Below are 18,657 nucleotides of genomic sequence, written 5' to 3'. Positions count from 1 at the left end.
GTGAAGACGACCACCTCACTTATATAGCATTCCCTTCTCTGACCTGGGAACGAGAAATGGTAGGATGAGCGATCGCTTAACGCTTGTGAGCTACGGGGGATTCGTACTCGACCCGAAACACGTTCGCGTAGAGGTTCGCCAAAATCTGCTTTCCCTCTTGCGTCACGTCCAAGAAATCCAACCCTGTTTGAATGTAGGGAAAAACAACATTCCAATAAAACTTTGGGTAGTTTCTCCGCAAGTCGCCTGGGTTGCGGTAGCCTAAGTCTTTGTTGACTCCTGTTTCTTCAAATTCGTAGAACAAGGCACTAATTTTTTGCAAGTAGCGCGGATCGCTCATTTGCCCAATTAAATCGGCGGCGCGAATTAATCCGGGAAAGTTTGTTGTGTCTTGATGATCTTCGTCTGCTGGCACAGGAAAACGGGTTAATTCGATATTGCGCTTAATCACTTCGGCATCAATTAGTTTGTGACCGCCAAAGCGCTCTTCAATAAACTGTTTTCCCCGATCCACATGGTAAGGTGTCAGGCTGGCATCGGTTAAACCTGGAGGTAGGGAAACCATTGTGCCGTTTACACCTGTGGCATACAGTCTTTCACTGTTTCGGTCAGCCAGACAAACGCCTTTAACGTACCCGATATCGTGGCACAACAAAGAAATGATGGCGTGCAACCAATCTTCGCAGTAGACTCTACCTTCGCGAATTTGCTTCCCCCGCAAAACTTCCTGTCCCACTAATGTGACGTAAATTGTGTGTTCGACGTTGTGATAAAGGGCATCGCTGTTGGCAATGTTTTCCAGCGCCATGTTTCCAGCCCAAGCGATGATGTCGGCGTAGTCTGGTTTGAGCCCGCCGTAAGTACGGCGGTAGCCAGCCCGCAGGCATTCAACGAAGGTATCAATCATCACTGTGGTGGGATTAAACATCTCTATTCCCCTGACAAAAATTCTGCGAAGTAATAAATTAAATTAATCAAGTCAGTTGTGACAATTCTAATTTGACAATCATAATTATTTGGATAAATACATTATATTAATTATGTATTATTTCTAAAAGTAAAACCGGGTGAATAAGAAACTTATATCAGTAGTTTCACTTATGTTTCATTAGATAGCAACCAGGAAAGCTCATAAATTTTGAGTATTTTTTCTAGGTTGAGCTGACCACAAGTAACCATGCGCGATCGCTTATTCTTGTGTGCAAAGTACGCGATCGCTCTCTAATATGCCCTTCCAGCTGCCGAACACCTCAGGAAAGCTCAGAAAAACTCCGTAAAAACTCTCTTCTATCGGAAATGTATGATACATAGGATACAGGGGAAACAGAAAGACAGGGAGAGAGGAAGAAAAGATATTTTTCTTCCTGGCTGGGGAGCGATACTCTTGCCTGCTATCTTAATCATGGCAAGCATTTTGCCTGTCTTCCCAGACGGAACATCTGCGGACTGGAACAGTTGCATTTTGTATAATATAGGCTACTACTTAGTTAAACTTTGAAAAAATACTTGATTTTTTCAAACAAAAATTTACACGACCTATGGACGTTAAAGAGGCATTAGAGTTTACAGATAGCTTAATTTGTGCTACTACGGGAAAATATCTAAATGACCTCGAACGGCAAGTATTTACAGGGTCTTGGGAAGGTAAAACTTATGAAGATATTTACCCTATTCACCCTCAGTATATAGAAAAAGATGTTGGCTATAAGTTATGGAAAAAGCTATCAAATGCCTTAAATGAAAAGGTTACAAAAAAAAACTTTAAAGGAGCAATAGAACGCGCCATTAAGCAGCAGCGACAATCTACAGAAGCGCCAGTAATTATTAACCAAAAATCACCCCTACAAGAAGCACCGCCTAATTTAAGAGTCTTTATTTCCTATTCGGCTGTTGAGCCTGATCGGAGTCTGGCGGCTCAGTTTTATGAAGCTATAAATGCTGCTGGACACACAGCATTTATGGCTACTGTAGACGCAAATGATTTGTCTAAGCCCTCTGATTTACCAGAAAATTCGCTAGATCGCATTGATACGGAATTGCAGCACTGCGACTATTTTTTGTTGCTACTTTCTCCCCAAGCTGCGGTTAGTGAAATGGCACTCGAAGAGTTACGACGGGCTAAAGAGTTGCGTTTTATTCACCATAAGCCAATTGTGCTACCTATTCGCGTTAATTGTCCCTTAAATTTGTCTTTAAACCACGATTTACGCGGCTATTTGCAGGGAATTGGGCAACTTGAGTGGGAATCCCCGGCTGATACTGCAATTGTGCAAGAAGTCCTGAACCTGTTAGCAAGTAAGGGGGAATGGGGAATGAAAGATTGGGGGGATGGGAAGGCAAAGTATAAAGACATTGCATACAACGTCTCTACAATCCAAAATCACGCGATGTTTTGGGAAGAATCAATCTCCCCAAAAATCGCTTTAAAATCCAAAATCCCCTCCCCTTTACCAGTAGCAGAACCAGAGTTACCAAGCGGTCAAGTACGTTTGGCTTCGGCTTTTTATGTGGAACGAGTTCCCTATGAAGCTCAATGTTACAAGGAAATTTTTCAACCAGGGGCGCTGATTAGGATTAAAGCACCGAGACAGATGGGGAAAACTTCCCTGATGGCGAGGATTTTGTATCAGGCAAAAGAGCAGGGATATCGCACAGTTCCGTTGAGTTTTCAACACGCAGATACAGCAGTTTTTACAAACTTGAATCAACTATTAAAGTGGTTTTGCGCGCGAATTTCTCGAAAGCTGCGGCTACCGCACCAAGTTGATGATTATTGGTCTGATACTTATGGCAGTAAGGATAATTGTACTGCTTATTTTGAAGATTGTTTGTTGTCAGGAACCGAGAGTCCCCTGGTGTTAGGTTTGGATGAGGTGGATCGGGTTTTTCAATATCCGAAAATTGCCGATGATTTTTTTGGGTTGCTACGTGCTTGGTATGAGGAAGCTGGATATGGTGGTGGCGATAGCGATCGCTGGCAACAATTGCGCCTAGTTGTAGTACACTCAACGGAAGTTTATATCCCTCTGAATGTCAATCAATCGCCGTTTAATGTAGGATTGCCAATTGAGTTGCCAGATTTTAGCCCGGAACAGGTGCAAGATTTAACTCAGCGTCATGGACTGAATGGGAATGCAAGCCAGATTAAACAATTGATGGCGCTGGTGGGCGGACATCCCTATCTGGTGCGGCTGGCTCTTTATCATATCGCACAGCAGACGATTACGATGGAGCAATTGTTAGAAACTGCTCCCACAGAGGCGGGACTTTATGATGACCATTTGCGAAGACATTTGTGGAATTTACAACAACATCGAGAGTTAGCTGCTGCTTTCGCTAAGGTAGTGACAGCTGATGTACCCGTAGAATTGGAGTCAGTGACAGCATTTAAGTTGCACAGTATGGGGCTAGTACAGTTGCAGGGTAACTATGTCACGCCACGCTTCGATTTATATCGGCAATATTTTAGCGAGCGCTTGGGAAAATTTTAGATAGTAGAGAAAATTTGACACAATTGTTGCTAGAGGTCAGAAAATGCCTTCTCCATTTCCAGGGGTAGATCCATACTTAGAAAATCCTGAATTGTGGGCTGAGGTACATCATCGGTTAATTACCGCGATCGCCATTGCCATAGCACCCTCTCTTCGTCCTAAATATCGCGTAGCAATTGAAAAGCGGATTTATTTAAGTGATGTAAAAGATAGCGACTTGGTAATGATTCCCGATGTAACGGTATTCTCCAAGCCTTCATCCAACAATCAATCTCAATCAACCGCAACGCTTACCTCCCCCCGCGAACCGATAACAGTAAAACTACCAATCCCTGAAGAAACCAGGGAAGGTTACTTAGAAATTAGAGAAGTAGGAACGGGTGAGGTGATTACTGTTATAGAAATCCTTTCTCCTAAAAATAAACGCGCCGGAGTTGGACGAAACTTGTATGAAACTAAGCGACAACAAGTTCTAACAAGCGCCACCCACCTAGTAGAAATTGACTTACTCAGAGGCGGAAAACCAATGCCAGTCGAGAGGGAGATTCAGGCGGATTATCGAATTTTAGTAAGTCGAAGCGTTCGCCGTCCAGCAGCTCATTTGTATGCTTTTACTGTACGAGAAGAAATTCCCTCCTTCCCTTTACCTTTACAACCAGGGGATGCAGAAGTGCAAGTGGAATTACAAGCTTTGTTAAGTGAGGTGTATGACCAAGCGGGATTTGATTTAACAGTGGATTATACTCAGCCTGCGATACCACCTTTGAAGGGAGAGGATGCTGCTTGGGCTGATGATTTGTTGCGAGAAAAAGGATTGCGGTGAGGAGGAGATGGTGAGCGATCGCTTGAGATAAAGTTCTTACTCGATATTGTTTTAGCATAGTATTTGGGGCATTAATAATGATTGAGCATACTAAAAATAGAGAAGATATTTCAAGATTTTTAACACACTTAACTAGAGAATATGAAAAAATTGAAGCCCTAGATAATCTAGTAAATATACTTAAGCATAAAAAAATTGAGGCTCGTAATATACATTGTCTTTTTAAGCATCAAATTGAAAAGCTTGACTATGATGATGACTTTAAGAAATATTTTCATACCGTATGTTTAACAGAAACTCCATTACATCAAATCCGAATATTGACATCAGACATTAAACGAGAAGTGAAGTTGCAACCCTATGGATTAGTTTTTCTAAAAGATAGACTTTTGCAAAAAGCTGCTAATCCGGCAATTTATATAAGTAGCAATTTTCATGGTTTAGATATTTTTTTAATAGAAGAGTTTGATAACTTTTTTAAAGATGTTGATAAAATCAATCAAGAAAAAAAAGGAAAGGAATTTACAGACCTTGAAAAAAAATATTATAAGAAAAAGATTTACTACTTCTCCTTAATTAATAAAATAGGGGATAACTATGATTTTACCTGGGAAAGAGAATGGCGCGTTAACGGAGATTTAGAATTTGAATATACTGATATTGTTGCAATACTAGCCCAAGACTTAGAAAAATTTAACCAGAGATGCAAAACTACTATTCAGGAAGGCAAATTTAAAGAAATCGAAAGTATACCTATAATAAATCCAGCGTGGAGTTATGAAGATATTATTGAACAAATGTCTACGAAAATAAAGAAATTATCTTCATAATCTATTTTGTTAAACTCGAAACTTATCAATTATACGGTGTTTCTACACAGCTATAGCTATTCATGCTTCAACAACAAAACTCAACTTATAACTATAAAGTAGGTGGACATTTACCGCTTGATGCTCCTACTTATGTAGTGCGACAGGCAGATTTTGACCTTTATGAAGGGTTGAAGACGGGGGAGTTTTGTTATGTGCTGAATTGTCGGCAGATGGGAAAAACTAGCTTGCGGGTGCGAACGATGCACAAGCTGCAAGCAGAAGGATTTGCCTGTGCAGCGATAGACTTGACGAAAATTGGTAGCCAAGATATTACGCCGGATCAGTGGTATGCAGGGGTAATGCGGCGTTTGGTGACGAGTTTCCAGCTTTCAGACAAGATTAACTTACAGAGTTGGTTGCGCGATCGCGCTTTTCTACCTCCCGTGCAGCGCTTGAGTGAATTTATTGAACAAGTGCTGCTAACATCAGTCAGCCAGAAAATTGTTATTTTTATCGACGAAATTGATAACGTCCTCAGCTTAAATTTTAAGACTGATGACTTTTTTGCGTTTATCCGCGCCTGCAATGAATACGAACGTCTAACTTTTGCCTTGCTGGGGGTGGCAAGTCCCTCTGATTTGATGCAAGACAAAAATCGTACTCCTTTCAATATTGGTCGTGGGATTGAATTATATGGTTTTCAATTACACGAAGCGCAGCTTTTAGCGGAGGGTTTAGCAGGGAAAATTAGCAATCCTCAAGAAATGCTAAAAGCTGTATTAGATTGGACGGGAGGACAGCCGTTTCTTACCCAAAAACTTTGCAAATTAGTCCTTCAACAAGCAGAGCAAAGTTTATTACCCATTAACGAAATTCCAGACTGGGTTGAGAAATTAGTGCGATCGCGGATCATCGAGAGTTGGGAAGCGATGGATGAACCACCGCATCTAAAGACGATACGCGATCGCATTCTCCGAATTGGACAGCGAAGCCGTGCGCTACTGGATATCTATCAGTTAATTTTACAACGAGATGAATTAGCATTTGACCAAAGTCCAGAACAAATCGAATTGCTACTCTCAGGAGCAATTGTCAAGCGGCAAGGGAAACTAAAGGTTTGTAATCGCATTTATGCCTCTGTATTTAACGAGAGATGGGTGAACAAGGCGTTAGCGGATATGCACGCCGACTTTATGCAAATTGTTGCCACGCAAGAACAAAAACTTCTATCTATGCTTAGCGTGATGGAAGGCAAGACATTTAATGATATTCTTTCAGAAATATTAGGTTCTATTACCTTTAAAATGGGCGAACTACTGAGCGTAGATCGCACGACAATTTTCTTTATAGATGAAGAAAAAAGTGAACTTTGGTCAATTATCGCTAGACATGAAGACGGAAATCATCCCGAGCTTCAAATTTTGTCAAATAAAGAAACGAAAGGACGGTTAACTTATTTCAAAAAATTTGTCAGCACTCCCTTTAGCTTTTGCGACGAGCCGGCTGATTTGGAAGCGGACGATCCAGACAACAATAAGGGATATCGCACCTACAACGAGTTAATTTTACCATTATTAAATGAGCAGGGAGATTTAGTTGCAGTAGTCCAATTATTGAATAAGTTAAAGCAGCCGAATAATCCGCAAGCTCGCTTAGCAGAAAGAATTGATAAATACGGCTTCACACAAGCCGATCAAAAACAGTTTGCTGACTATGCTCCGGCAATTCGACGAATTTTGGAAAGATGCCAGTATTGTTACAAATTAGCCCAAAGGCTACAAGCCTCAGAAGCACTCACAGAAGCAACGCGATCGCTATCTCAAAGCAGCCTCGATTCTGAAGAAGTCCTGGGTCGAGTTATGGATGCGGCAAAAAAACTGATGAATGCCGACCGCAGCACACTTTGGCTAATAGATCGAGAGGCAAATGAACTATGGACAAAAATTCTTTTTGAGGACGGTTCTTTTCAAGAATTGCGAGTCAAAGTAGGACAAGGTTTTGCTGGCAAAGTTGCCGCATCCGGAGAAACTTTAAATCTTCCCTTCGATCTGTACGATCACCCTGATTCGGAGACAGCCAAAAAAACGGATCAAAAGACGGGTTATCGCACTTGTAGTTTACTCTGTATGCCCGTTTTCAGTCCTGATGGGGAATTACTAGGTGTCACCCAATTAGTGAATAAAAAGAAACTAGGTGTGTTTCCAGAATATAACCCAGATAATTGGCCTGAAGCCCCCGAATGCTTCAAAGCTAGTTTTGACGGAAATAGTGAAAAATATATGCAGATTTTTAACTCTCAAGCGGGGGTTGCTCTGCAAAACGCCCAGAAATTTGCCAGCGTCAAAAAAGAGGCAGAATCTCAGCAAAAAAATGTGGTAAGTCAGACTCTGGCGATGCTCAATAGTGTCATGGATAACCAGGGTTTTGATGATATTTTGGATAGCACCTTGCGTTCGATTACTCTAAAAACAGGCAAATCTTTGAGTGCCGATCGCACGAGTATCTTTTTATTAGATGAAGATAAAAATGAATTCTGGTCAATTATCGCTGAAGCAGATGGAGATGGCTCTTTAGAAATTCGGATACCTGCCAATAAAGGAATTGTGGGCGAGGTAGCAGCCCGTAAAGAAGTTATCAATATTCCCTTTGATTTCTATGACGATCCTCGCTCTGATGCAGCAAAAGAGCAAGACAAAAAAAATGGCTATCGTACTTATACAATGTTAGCGTTGCCGCTCTTAAATGAGCAGGGTAATTTAGTCGCAGTTATTCAGTTACTCAACAAATTAAAGCGGTTTGGCGACCGGACTGCATCCTTAGCAGAAAGAATCGATCAACAGGGCTTTACGGAAGTAGATGAAGAACGATTTGCGGAAAATGCCCCGATGATTCAAATGATTTTAGAAAGCTTCCGCTCTTATCATAAAACAGCTAGAGGACAACGAGTGGCAGCCGCACTAATGGCCGCAGCTCGTTCTGTGAATCAAAGTAGTTTGGAGCTGGAAGAAATTCTCAAACGGGTGATGGAAGCAGCCAAGAAACTGATGAATGCCGACCGTAGTACTTTGTGGATTTTAGATCAAAAGGCTGGTGAATTGTGGACGCAGATTCCTTTTGACGATGGTTCTGTAAAGGAATTCCGAGTAAAAGTAGGACAAGGTTATGCTGGCAAAGTTGCCGAATCCGGAGAGGCTTTGAATATTCCTTTCGATTTATATTCTCGCCCGGATTCGGATACAGCAAAAAAGACCGATCATCAGACGGGTTATCGCACTTGTAGCTTATTATGTATGCCAGTCTTCAGTCCCGATGGTGATTTGATTGGTGTGACTCAATTAGTTAATAAAAGGAAACTGGGCGATTTTCCCGAATATGACCCGGCGGATGGAGGGGAAGCGCCCGATTATTTCCAGGCTAGTTTTGACGAGAGCGATCAAAAATATATGCAAATATTTAATAATCAAGCTGGAGTTATTCTCCAGAATGCGGAACTTTTTGCAGCATTTAAGAAACAAGAGCGATCGCTATTGAGATAACCAGGCAACCTTGTGATATAACACATCCGCAATCAGTCGATTAGAGGCTTTTGATAAGACATACCCTCTCTTTTTAAAGGGTATGCTACTGAATACACTTCTTGGCGTTTTCAGATTCTCAATTTCTTGCTCTAGAGATTGAACCCGCTCAAATAAAACCCGAATAACTTAAACTTCTATATCTGGCAGACTGTCACAATTGAGCGAACTGGCTTCCTTTTTGCTTAATTGTGCAACCCCCGAAAGAATGGGTGTAGCGAATTTCCCAAATCTTCGGGCGAGACACAGGGGGCGGTTGGGGGGATCTTCGAGGGATGAATATACTTAACCGAACCGTATTGGCACTATTACCTTCTCAAATATTTACAATCTACGGTTAATTAGTAGGATTACTTGGGTTTATTCCTTTTTGCCTATAGCTCCAGCAGGATAAGGGTTAAAGAGCAAAAAAATATGTAAAGACCTAAAAATCTATCGAGAAACCGGATATTTTTGAGGTTAAAATACATAAAGCACAGCGGATAACCGTAGTAAAGGAAAAAAGCTATTTATAGGCTCACGAGTTTTGGCAGATCGTAGTGCAGAAAACTACGGGGGTTGCGATCGCACTCAGAGCAGATATCGGACATGAAGCTTTAAGGAGTGGAAAATGCGAATTGCTAATAATGTCACGGAATTGGTTGGGAATACGCCTCTGGTTCAGCTGAATCGACTACCCCAAGAACAAGGGTGTCTAGCGAGAATCGTCGTGAAGCTGGAGAGTATGAACCCAGCAGGTTCTGTTAAAGACCGCATCGGTGTGAGCATGATTCAAAAAGCTGAGGAAGCTGGGCTAATTCAGCCTGGTAAAACGGTTTTAATTGAACCAACTTCAGGAAATACTGGCATTGCCTTAGCGATGGTGGCGGCGGCTAAAGGCTACCCTTTGATTTTGGCAATGCCAGATACGATGAGCCTGGAACGGCAGAGAATGCTAAAAGCATATGGTGCCAAACTGGAACTGACACCTGGAGCTGAAGGGATGAGGGGCGCGATCGCTCGTGCTGAAGAAATTGTAGCGACAACACCTAATTCTTATATGCCGCAACAGTTTCGCAACCCAGCCAATCCCCAAATCCACGCCGAAACAACAGCCGAGGAAATTTGGGCTGATACTGATGGTGAAGTGGATATTCTGGTATCTGGGGTTGGTACTGGTGGCACAATTACTGGTGTTGCTGAGGTAATTAAACAGCGAAAACCGAGTTTTCAGGCCGTTGCTGTGGAACCAATCACCAGCCGCGTTCTCTCTGGAGGTAAGCCGGGAGGTCACAAGATTCAAGGAATTGGGGCTGGGTTTATCCCGGAAGTTCTGCGAAAAGAGCTGATTGATGAAATTGTCACCGTCTCGGATGAGGAGGCGATGTATTATAGTCGGCGGCTGGCTAGAGAAGAGGGGTTGCTCTCAGGTATCTCTACAGGAGCAGCTTTAAGTGCGGCAATTCAGATTGGAAGACGTGTAGAGAATGAAGGCCGTTTGATTGTAATGGTGCAACCGAGTTATGGCGAACGTTACCTAAGTACGCCATTATTCCAAGAACTAGAACACTTGGAGGCTGCCTCTGTTCGTTAAAGCGGAATCATGAATTGACAGCGATCGCGCCCACTCGAAATATAGCAATCCGATTTGAGTTGTGAATTAGGTTGGATCGCGGCAAATGGGTAATTGCAAACAATTACCCATTCTCCACAAATTATTTTTCCCAAATTAACTAGGCTTAATACTATAGCAATCTTAATCCATTTATGCAATTCTCTTTTTTCTGTGTTCTGGAGCGTCCTCAGCAGTTCGTTAAAAAAAGGTAGTTTTCACAAATCAAATAGAATTGCTATATAAAAAGCGAAAAGCTAATTGTTGCCATTACTCAAGCGTAAAAGAATTCGTTGGGTTAAAGGGAACTGTGAAGACGAAATATATAACCCCAGCACCCAAAAGTGTAATCGCCAGGCTGAACACAACTACCCAACGGCCTGTCGGTTCGTAGGTGTCATCATCAATGGCATCGCGGATAGTGAAATAGTGCCAAGTTGAGAGTAACACTGTCATCAGACCCACGAGGGAGAAGATTAAACCCAACTTCCAACCAGTGCCGAGATGAGGTATTTGGGGAGGTTGGAAGTAGCGTAGCCGCACGATAACAACACCAAAACCCATCAGCGCGATCGCTGTCCGCATCCATGCTAGGTATGTGCGCTCATTTGCCAAATGATCCCGCACCCGCGAGGAATTCTGTCGCCCTTTGCTGTGTGTATTTGCAGTTGTATTAGTCACTGCTCACCCTAACTTTTTATCTAACTGAAATTTATCATTCAAAATCATACAATTTCTGGAAATAATCAATCTCCCCAAAAATTGCTTCAAAATCTAAAATTCTAGAAGCGAGATAGTACGATTGAGTTACACAGATACCCGACTTCTCCAAGAAGTCGGGTATCTCTCCACATAGCCTGTACTTCATTCGACTGCAAGCCGCTGTAAAGGTAAACATGGTAGATGGCTTAATCCTTTTCTACGCTCCTGATTAGATTTCGTAATGCCAGAACGGTTGTTGCTCGTGCAGAAGAATGAAGTGCTGAGGCAAACGTTGAATAATACCTCGCTTCTCAAACTCATTCAGCAGTCGCGTCACGGTGACTCTGGTAGCACCGATGATTTCAGCAATTTCCTGATGAGTTAATCGTAAATCGATCAGTTGTCCTTGCTCAATTTCACGACCAAACTTTTTTGCCAGCCAACTCAAAAGGCGTAAAAGTGCGGCATCCACCGATTTACTGTGGAGAATTTCCATAAATTCTTGAAATTGTTGGATGTGTTGGATTGTCAACTGGGCAGTTTGTTGCCAATCTTTAACGGGCAAGAGGGTTGCTTCTACAAGTGTGAGACATTCAATTTGATAAGCCTCAGCTTTTGATAAAACCTTACCAGCAATATCCCCTGTCCCCCATACACCGAGAGTGATGGGCGTATCGTCTTCGAGCCAGGTTAAGGTGCGAACCACCCCAGACTCGATTTTCCAAAGATAATCCGGCTCTAAGGGCAGTAGAGAGCGGCGAGCAAATTTTCGTTGCTTGAGTTGAGCAGGACTAGAAAATAAACGCAAAGAGGCGGTCATTAGAGTAATCCAATGTTGAAATTACAGCCAACCGAGAGTTGTGGGGGTGGATTTCAGAGATTTTTACTAATATACTATATTCCGATAGACAAACTGTAGATTTAATAGCCAAAACCGGAGTATCCCTCAATTGGACACAAAATCAACCAGCCAACCAGACAAACTCAGCTTAGTGTCTTACCTAGCTCCCAATATGTTCTGGTTCTACGAAGCAGTTGGGGCATATTTGGGGGGAGTATTGGGTGTAGAACCGCAGATTGTGCAAAGCGAGTACGATCCGCTTGCAGATCCGGTGATGCTGCAAGATAAACTGGACATTGCTTTTATTTGTGGTTTGCCTTTTGTGCAGCTTGACAGCATCGTTCCCGGTCAACTCAAGGCTTTAGTTGCGCCAGTGATGGGGGGTAGGCGCTATCAAAATCAGGCAGTTTACTTCTCGGATATCATCGTCAATGCTGAGAGTAACCTGAAAAGTTTTGAGGATCTGGCAGGAAAAATATTGTGCTACAACGAGCCGGGTTCAAACAGCGGTTACAACTTGTTGCGCTATCGACTTTTACAGGGTGGATATAGTAGCTTTTTCGGCAAGGTAATCCAATCTGGTTCGCATCAACGTTCTATTCGATTAGTTGTTGACGGACTGGCTGATTGTTCGTCGATCGACAGCACTGTGTTAGAACAAGAACTGCGCGATTCGCCGGAATTGTCCGATCATTTGCGGATAATCGAGTCAATTGGGCCATGTCCGATGCCTCCCGTACTTGTATCGCAGCGGCTGAGTACAGCTTTGATAAATGAGCTAGAATCTGCGCTACTACAGCCAAATACAGAATTGCAATCTGCCATGAATCGGGCGCAAATACAGTCCTACGTTGCTGTGCAGTCGGAAGATTATGCTCCAATTGGCAGTATTTATGATGCTGCTGTACGCGCAGGTTACGAAATAATCGGCTCAAGAGAGTGAAAAGATTTTGTAATTGCCAAGACTCTGATTACGTGATTAAGCAACTCAGATTTATTAACATTTCTATTAGCTTAGTGTCAGCGCTAACCAATAGAGATTAATAGGAGTGTGATGCTTTTTCAGGGCGATGTACTGCGCGATCTACCTTAATTGTTAGCTCCAGATTGTTAACATTTAATGTCAGTTTACGCTTATCTGAGTGAAGATTATTACAGGCTGCAAGAGGCTGTTCCACCAACTGAAGTGCCTCATGATTCTGCTCAGTACGCAGCCACGCATCAAGAAAAACTTGCTCAAATAGTTCACGTTGAGCATGGGAGCCGCCAATTTCATACAAGCGCGGTAAAGTTGATCCTAGTTGCGCGATCGCTCTGTGGCAATCTGTTCTAGCATGAGCAACCATGCCTCGCGCTGCTGGCAATACTACTTCATTCCACGTCCGTTTTATAAAGGGTTTAGCAGCTTTGGCGTAAGCTTGCATACTTAAGAGCATTTTGGTCACTTGGTCATTTTGACCTGCTCGTGCTAAAGCGTAAACATAATGCAAATCTTGAAAAGGTAAGGCGTGTTCGTGAATTCTGGGGGCGAGGTAAGGAGCAATATTTTGCCAGCGATCGCCCACATCTACTCCTCTTAATTCCAACCGCAACAGCAGCGAAATAGCACCCACTTGGTCTTTTGAAGATTCTTTCCAGGCACGGCCCCAAATGTGAGTATCGTAGAGTTTCAATACTTTCTTTATTTCTTCTTTTTCTAGATAGTAAAGGGCAATGTGCCACCAATTATGCGTGTACAAAAGTGAGTTGCAGTTCTCCCAGGTATCAGAGAGGCTTTCCATCCAAGCAATTCCTTCATCCAGTCGCCCCTGCGTTTCCATCACATGAGCTACTGCATGATGCGCCCAAGGATCGTGACGGTTCATTTCTGTTGCCTTTCGCCCCCATTCTTCAGCTTCTTTCAGGCGATGGCACTGTTCTAAACCGAAGGCAATCATCCCGTATAAATAATGATTTTCGCGATTGCTAAAAAAAACTTTTTCAGCGATATTTAGCAGCCCTTCTTTGTCTCCCAAATAGAAGTAGTGATACTGTCCTCGCTGAACAGAAGCAATGTCGCGGGGAAACTTTTCAGCAATTTCCTCATGGTAAGCGATCGCTCGATCTATATCCCCGCTAGCCCAAGCCGAAATCCCATAAACATAAAGCTTCTCACGCTCATTCGCCTGCAAGAGGTACTTTTTAGCTGCTTGCAGATAGGGTGCTGCTTGATTTTTAGCTTCTGCACTTTCCAGCGAGAGGTAATGCGCTGCTGCATGAGCATTGGCGACAACGCAGGTTGGATCTGCGGCAATTCCTTGTAGAATTGCTTCCGCATCATTGCCGTAGCTGAGTGACTGATCCACAAAGTGATTGATGGCTGCGATCGCATCCGGGGAGTTGGTAGTCACTTCAAGCCCTTGAGAGTCTTTTAGCATAATCTACGGTAATCCGGTCAAGATACTGTATTTAACTTAAATTGGAGTATGTCACAGCTAACCTTAAAAAGCAAGTATGTGTCTACCTGATTTGATTGCGCTCGTATATAAGCTGTAACCAACAAATCTTCATCTGTCTTATGGAATATTTTATTTATACGCACTCATAGCATTGCTATTTTGATGCGCTTGATTTAATTTTCTTTGCGCCTTTTTAATTGCAATAGACTGTATCTACATTCCCCGCGAGACTGCTTTTACCACACGAACAGTTTTGCAATTGTGCTTTGCATAATGTCTTCAAGTTGGTTTATAAAGGCCGTTTCAGATTGGCGATACTGCTCAATTCTGGTTAAACTCTCTCACACCAAAGCTATACAAGCTTAGCCTTGATAGGTGTTTAACCTTTGCCTTAGCGATTTGAAAGTAGCAGATAAAGATATTTTCGCTAAAGTGTAAAAAATAAAAGACGTGTTCCCGACTTTTTAAAGAGTTAAAAAACGGTTTCTAAAAAATTTATTCTCCTCCCCCGGTACCAGATGCGCAGGGAGATTTAAGCAGATATACGGCTTCATTGAAGAATTATCGATTTAGATTGATGACTATTTTTACCTGTTTAGGATTGATGTATTCTACTTAGATTAACTCAATCCGTTTGTTTTCGATCTTTGCATTATCTTTATCACTACTAAACAAATCGTAGATAACAGATAGTTCACCGTCGGCCATTTGTTTGACGCGAATAATGCTGAAATTATTCCTTAGGCATAAATATAAATTCTGAAATTTATAGGGAACATTGTCTTTATTATCCCCAAGGCAACCTTGATCTTTAACCAGGTTTTCTAAAACTTTTAAACCAAATTTGCCTAAACCTGCATAGGCGATGCCACTGGAGGTAAGCTGAAACACTCTGGCAGCCGGAAATTGTTCATGAGATAGCTTAAAAGCTGCGCCCATGTGAACATCACCGCTTAAAAATACCGCCATTTGCTTTGTTTTTTGCGACCATTCAAACACTTTCCCTAAAAGGAGATTTCGTTCCGTCCAGTTAGAGTCATGCTCCCAATGATCTCTAAAATCATCGGTATATTTCCAATAAGGGATATCTAAGCTGTTGACTATAAAACTATTAAAGTGAACTACTGGCACTGGTGACACAATAAATAAGATGCGTGCTTCAGAACTATATTGTGAATTTACCCATGTTTCAAAGCGATTCCATTGTTCAACACCTAAAAGACGAAATTCTTGACGATTGTAATCGTGATGCGCCCTCATATCTAATACATAAGAAGCAGAAAAACCGCAGTTAAACTGATAATCGAATTGGTCAATGTTGGTGTCGGTAGGCGGGTTGTGAGAATGTTCGTATTCGTAATAAACTTGCTTTGCAGCTTGAAACATTTCATTCACCAGTCGCAGATGTTCGTTGGGATTTCGCAATTGCCATGAAGTGTCTAACTGCGCTGCTAATTCGTTGCGTGTATAAGAACCCCAGCCATCCATGATTTCATGGTCATCCCAAATCATGTACATGGGGAAACTTTGAAAAAGTTGTTGGACTTCGGGTATTCCCCAGTAACCCCGGTAAATGTCTCGATACCAGGAAATCATGTCATTGCGAGAGGGTTTGTGCTGTTTTACTTTCTTCAGCCAATCCCATACATTTAATTGTTTAGCACCTTCTCCATCTACATATACTTGGTCGCCAGTACCGATAATAAAACGAGCATTAGCATCAGATAACTCTTTAGAAAAAGTTTCCCACATTTCCATATTTATCAGCTTATGTTCGTCGTAGGGCATATGGCAACTGTACATCCCAAAGTTGACTTCTGTGGGATGTTCTGGGAAGGTTTGAAATGATAGTTTTTCTTCAGTTCCCAGTTCCCAAGGTTTGTCTCGGTTGGGGTGAATTAAGGCGTAGTAATAGCGGGTGTCGGGTTGGAGATTTTCTAGGTCTACTACACCCGTTAAGTCATGCTCTTGTTCTAGTTGAAGTGAGACAATGTTAGCAGTGGGAATGTCTTGGCTAAGATGTGGGGTAGTTAATTGCAACCGGAGTGAATTTTTATCGGTGATTATTTGCAGGGTGCCGTTGGTTGGTATGGGACGGGGAGAAACAACTAGCCAGTAATTTCCAGGCTCAGAAGCTCGGAACCACAGACGGACGCTGGTAGTGGTAGTATGTCCAATTATGGTGGCACAATTGAGACGAGGATTGGGCCAGGGACGCTCATCAGGATCATAAAAATTTAGATTTTGCGGTGTCAAATTTAATCTCCAGCTTTGAGAAGATGTTTGCGGATTTCAATGTTATCTAAAAACTCTTTAGTGCATCAAATACCAATTTTTTTCGTGATAATACACCTCAGATACCCCTAACCCCAAGGGTAAATTGGGGGGCTAAGGAGAAGGGTGTAATGGTAAAAAAGCGAATTGGTATAATTGCACAATCACCTTTTTTTTAGCAGGGTAGAAGCCTGCGCTACGTTAAATATATTTGCACAAAGCTAGATGATTTTGGAGAAAGTGAGTAATTTGTTGATTATTGCAGAGATGACGAACCTGGTTGACGTTCTGTTGCACATTTGCATTCGCGAATGCAGATCGTCACGCAGGCGATCGCTCCCCTGTAGCTGAGAGTAACGCCAAAAGCCACATCTAGCGACAGACACGATGACAACACAAGTCGCACGACCGCCAAATCCGGACTCGTCATCAGCGATCACTTGCGGCAAACCCATAGGAGATTAAATCAGCTGGAAAGAAATATAAATTTCCGTTGAATAAGCCTCGACAATCCGGATTTTTTGCCACATCGCAATTTTTTGGCTTTTTCGTGCCAGAATCGCAGCAAAAGCAGAAAGTCCTAGGGCGTGTCATCAATTAAGCCAGATAACGGAAGCAGCAAGATAAATTGCACCCAGAAAATTCTTAGCCCGCTTATCGTAGCGTGTCGCAATCGCCCGGTATTGCTTGAGTGTGGCAAAGAAGTTTTCAATGAGATGCCGTGCTTTGTACAAGTCCTTGTCATAATCACGAAGAGTAGTGCGATTGCGCTTAGGTAGAACCCACATTCCGCACCCTAAACTGTCACATGGCAAAATGATGGAGACTTCGCCCTGAGCGAAGTCTCCATCAGAGGCAAGTGCAATGAACCAACCTCAAGAAATTCAAGTGCAAAACCTAGACCACTTGGGTCTAGTGGCAGGAATCATCGATCAAATTGGATTGGTAGAGCAGGTTAATCAACTGGTAGGTGAGCAACCCGGTGAAATAGTCAGTCCTGGGCAAGTAGTCAAAGCGATAATTCTTAACGGGTTGGGTTTTGTGTCAGCTCCGTTGTATCTGTTTTGTAGTTTTTTTAAAGGGAAAGCGACAGAACATTTAATTGGAGAAGGAGTCAAAGCAGAGCATCTTAATGACGACCGTTTGGGAAGAGTCATGGACAAACTCTACACAAAGGGACTGTCGCAAGTGTTCACATTAGTTGCCTTGGCAGCGGCGAAAAAATATAGAGTATCAACCAAGAGTAGTCATCTAGACTCATCCTCATTTCATGTGCATGGGAAGTATGAGAATAAGCTCCCAAAAGTTGCTTTGATGAGTGGGGAGTTTAATCCAGATGATATAAAGGGGTCAGAGGCTGGGGAGACAATAGTCCCTAATCCCATAGAGATTACTTACGGTTACTCGCGTGACCATAGACCTGACCTCAAACAGTTCATTTTAGACTTGATTTGTAGTGGAGATGGGGATGTCCCCTTATTCTTGAGAGTAGCGGATGGCAACGAAGCCGATAATGCAGTGTTTGCTCAAATCTTATGTGAGTTTAAGAAACAGTTGACTATAGATAGTCTCATGGTGGCTGATAGCGCTTTATACAGCGCTCCGAATTTAGTGGTGATGAAAAATTTGAAATGGCTTTGTCGGGTACCTTTAACAATAAAAGAAGCCAAAGAACTCGTATCTCAACTCCCAGATCAGCAGTTGAGCAACAGCACAAGACAAGGCTACCGCTATGCCCAACACAAAAGCAATTATGGCGGAATAGAACAAAGGTGGTTAGTGGTAGAAAGCGAAGCGCGGCGGCAAGCCGACCTACTTAAGCTAGAACAACTTGTCTCTAAGTTCCAAAAAGAAGCACAAAAGAAGTTACAAGGATTATGTGAAGATGAATTTACTTGTCCACTGGCGGCGATTGAGGTAGCCCAACGATTTGGGAAGAAACTAAAATATCACAGGTTAACTGATATCCAAGCTGTAGAATTCCCTGTGGACTTGAGCAAAAAAGAATCCATACCAGGGGCAAGTGGGAAGATTACCTATCTTGTTCGAGCTAGCCTCGAACAAGATAAGAGCGTAATTGAGCAAGAAAAGCGGCGTGCTGGACGGTTTG

General features: G+C 42.5%; 14 protein-coding genes. 7 read left to right on the top strand and 7 right to left on the bottom strand.

Annotated elements, in window-relative coordinates; all coding sequences use genetic code 11:
- Positions 1 to 76: 76 nt before the first annotated feature.
- Entirely contained in the window at positions 77 to 928 is an 852-nt protein-coding gene (locus NDI42_RS17410) for an Npun_R2479 family HD domain-containing metalloprotein (protein WP_190452972.1), read from the bottom strand.
- Between the two features lie 610 nt (positions 929 to 1,538).
- On the opposite strand from NDI42_RS17410, the gene NDI42_RS17405 reads away from it, so the two are divergent.
- The 5 genes from NDI42_RS17405 (at position 1,539) to cysK (ending at position 10,274) form a co-directional block, all read left to right on the top strand.
- The gene (locus tag NDI42_RS17405) at positions 1,539 to 3,491 is read left to right on the top strand and encodes an AAA-like domain-containing protein (protein WP_190452970.1); all 1,953 of its coding nucleotides are present in this window, start codon (positions 1,539 to 1,541) and stop codon (positions 3,489 to 3,491) included.
- Positions 3,492 to 3,534: 43 nt separating this feature from the next.
- Entirely contained in the window at positions 3,535 to 4,314 is a 780-nt protein-coding gene (locus NDI42_RS17400) for a DUF4058 family protein (protein ID WP_190452968.1), read from the top strand.
- A gap of 77 nt (positions 4,315 to 4,391) precedes the next feature.
- The gene (locus NDI42_RS17395) at positions 4,392 to 5,144 is read left to right on the top strand and encodes an abortive infection system antitoxin AbiGi family protein (RefSeq protein ID WP_190452966.1); all 753 of its coding nucleotides are present in this window, start codon (positions 4,392 to 4,394) and stop codon (positions 5,142 to 5,144) included.
- A gap of 62 nt (positions 5,145 to 5,206) precedes the next feature.
- Positions 5,207 to 8,662: a GAF domain-containing protein gene (locus NDI42_RS17390; RefSeq protein ID WP_190452964.1), complete on the top strand. Its 3,456-nt coding sequence runs from the start codon at positions 5,207 to 5,209 to the stop codon at positions 8,660 to 8,662.
- 649 nt (positions 8,663 to 9,311) lie between these two features.
- On the top strand, positions 9,312 to 10,274 hold the full coding sequence (gene cysK, locus NDI42_RS17385; protein WP_190452957.1) for a cysteine synthase A: 963 nt from the start codon (positions 9,312 to 9,314) through the stop codon (positions 10,272 to 10,274).
- A 288-nt stretch (positions 10,275 to 10,562) separates the two neighbouring features.
- Here the strand turns inward: cysK and NDI42_RS17380 are convergent, their stop codons facing one another.
- Entirely contained in the window at positions 10,563 to 10,973 is a 411-nt protein-coding gene (locus tag NDI42_RS17380) for a YidH family protein (protein WP_313930868.1), read from the bottom strand.
- Between the two features lie 250 nt (positions 10,974 to 11,223).
- Positions 11,224 to 11,814 (bottom strand): Crp/Fnr family transcriptional regulator, encoded by a 591-nt coding sequence (locus NDI42_RS17375; protein WP_190452956.1) that lies wholly within the window; start codon positions 11,812 to 11,814, stop codon positions 11,224 to 11,226.
- 130 nt (positions 11,815 to 11,944) lie between these two features.
- Here NDI42_RS17375 and NDI42_RS17370 point away from each other — a divergent pair, with 130 nt between their 5' ends.
- Entirely contained in the window at positions 11,945 to 12,778 is an 834-nt protein-coding gene (locus tag NDI42_RS17370; protein ID WP_242017559.1) for a PhnD/SsuA/transferrin family substrate-binding protein, read from the top strand.
- 97 nt (positions 12,779 to 12,875) lie between these two features.
- Here the strand turns inward: NDI42_RS17370 and NDI42_RS17365 are convergent, their stop codons facing one another.
- The 4 genes from NDI42_RS17365 to NDI42_RS17350 all read right to left on the bottom strand — a co-directional run bounded on the left by NDI42_RS17365 (position 12,876) and on the right by NDI42_RS17350 (position 17,365).
- Positions 12,876 to 14,252, bottom strand: coding sequence for a tetratricopeptide repeat protein (locus tag NDI42_RS17365; protein ID WP_242017558.1), 1,377 nt, complete (start codon positions 14,250 to 14,252; stop codon positions 12,876 to 12,878).
- Positions 14,253 to 14,888: 636 nt separating this feature from the next.
- The gene (locus NDI42_RS17360; protein ID WP_190452954.1) at positions 14,889 to 16,529 is read right to left on the bottom strand and encodes an alkaline phosphatase D family protein; all 1,641 of its coding nucleotides are present in this window, start codon (positions 16,527 to 16,529) and stop codon (positions 14,889 to 14,891) included.
- A 274-nt stretch (positions 16,530 to 16,803) separates the two neighbouring features.
- Positions 16,804 to 16,977, bottom strand: a complete 174-nt coding sequence (locus NDI42_RS17355) for a hypothetical protein (RefSeq protein WP_190452952.1) — start codon at positions 16,975 to 16,977, stop codon at positions 16,804 to 16,806.
- Positions 16,978 to 17,140: 163 nt separating this feature from the next.
- Positions 17,141 to 17,365, bottom strand: a complete 225-nt coding sequence (locus NDI42_RS17350) for a transposase (RefSeq protein WP_431191435.1) — start codon at positions 17,363 to 17,365, stop codon at positions 17,141 to 17,143.
- A 46-nt stretch (positions 17,366 to 17,411) separates the two neighbouring features.
- Here NDI42_RS17350 and NDI42_RS17345 point away from each other — a divergent pair.
- The coding region (locus NDI42_RS17345; protein WP_190452951.1) for an IS1634 family transposase at positions 17,412 to 18,657 on the top strand (1,246 nt) is incomplete at its 3' end.

Source organism: Funiculus sociatus GB2-C1 (genome assembly GCF_039962115.1).
GTDB lineage: Bacteria > Cyanobacteriota > Cyanobacteriia > Cyanobacteriales > FACHB-T130 > Funiculus > Funiculus sociatus.
Note: the sequence above shows the minus strand (reverse complement) of the source record. Positions and strands in the feature narration are given on the sequence as shown.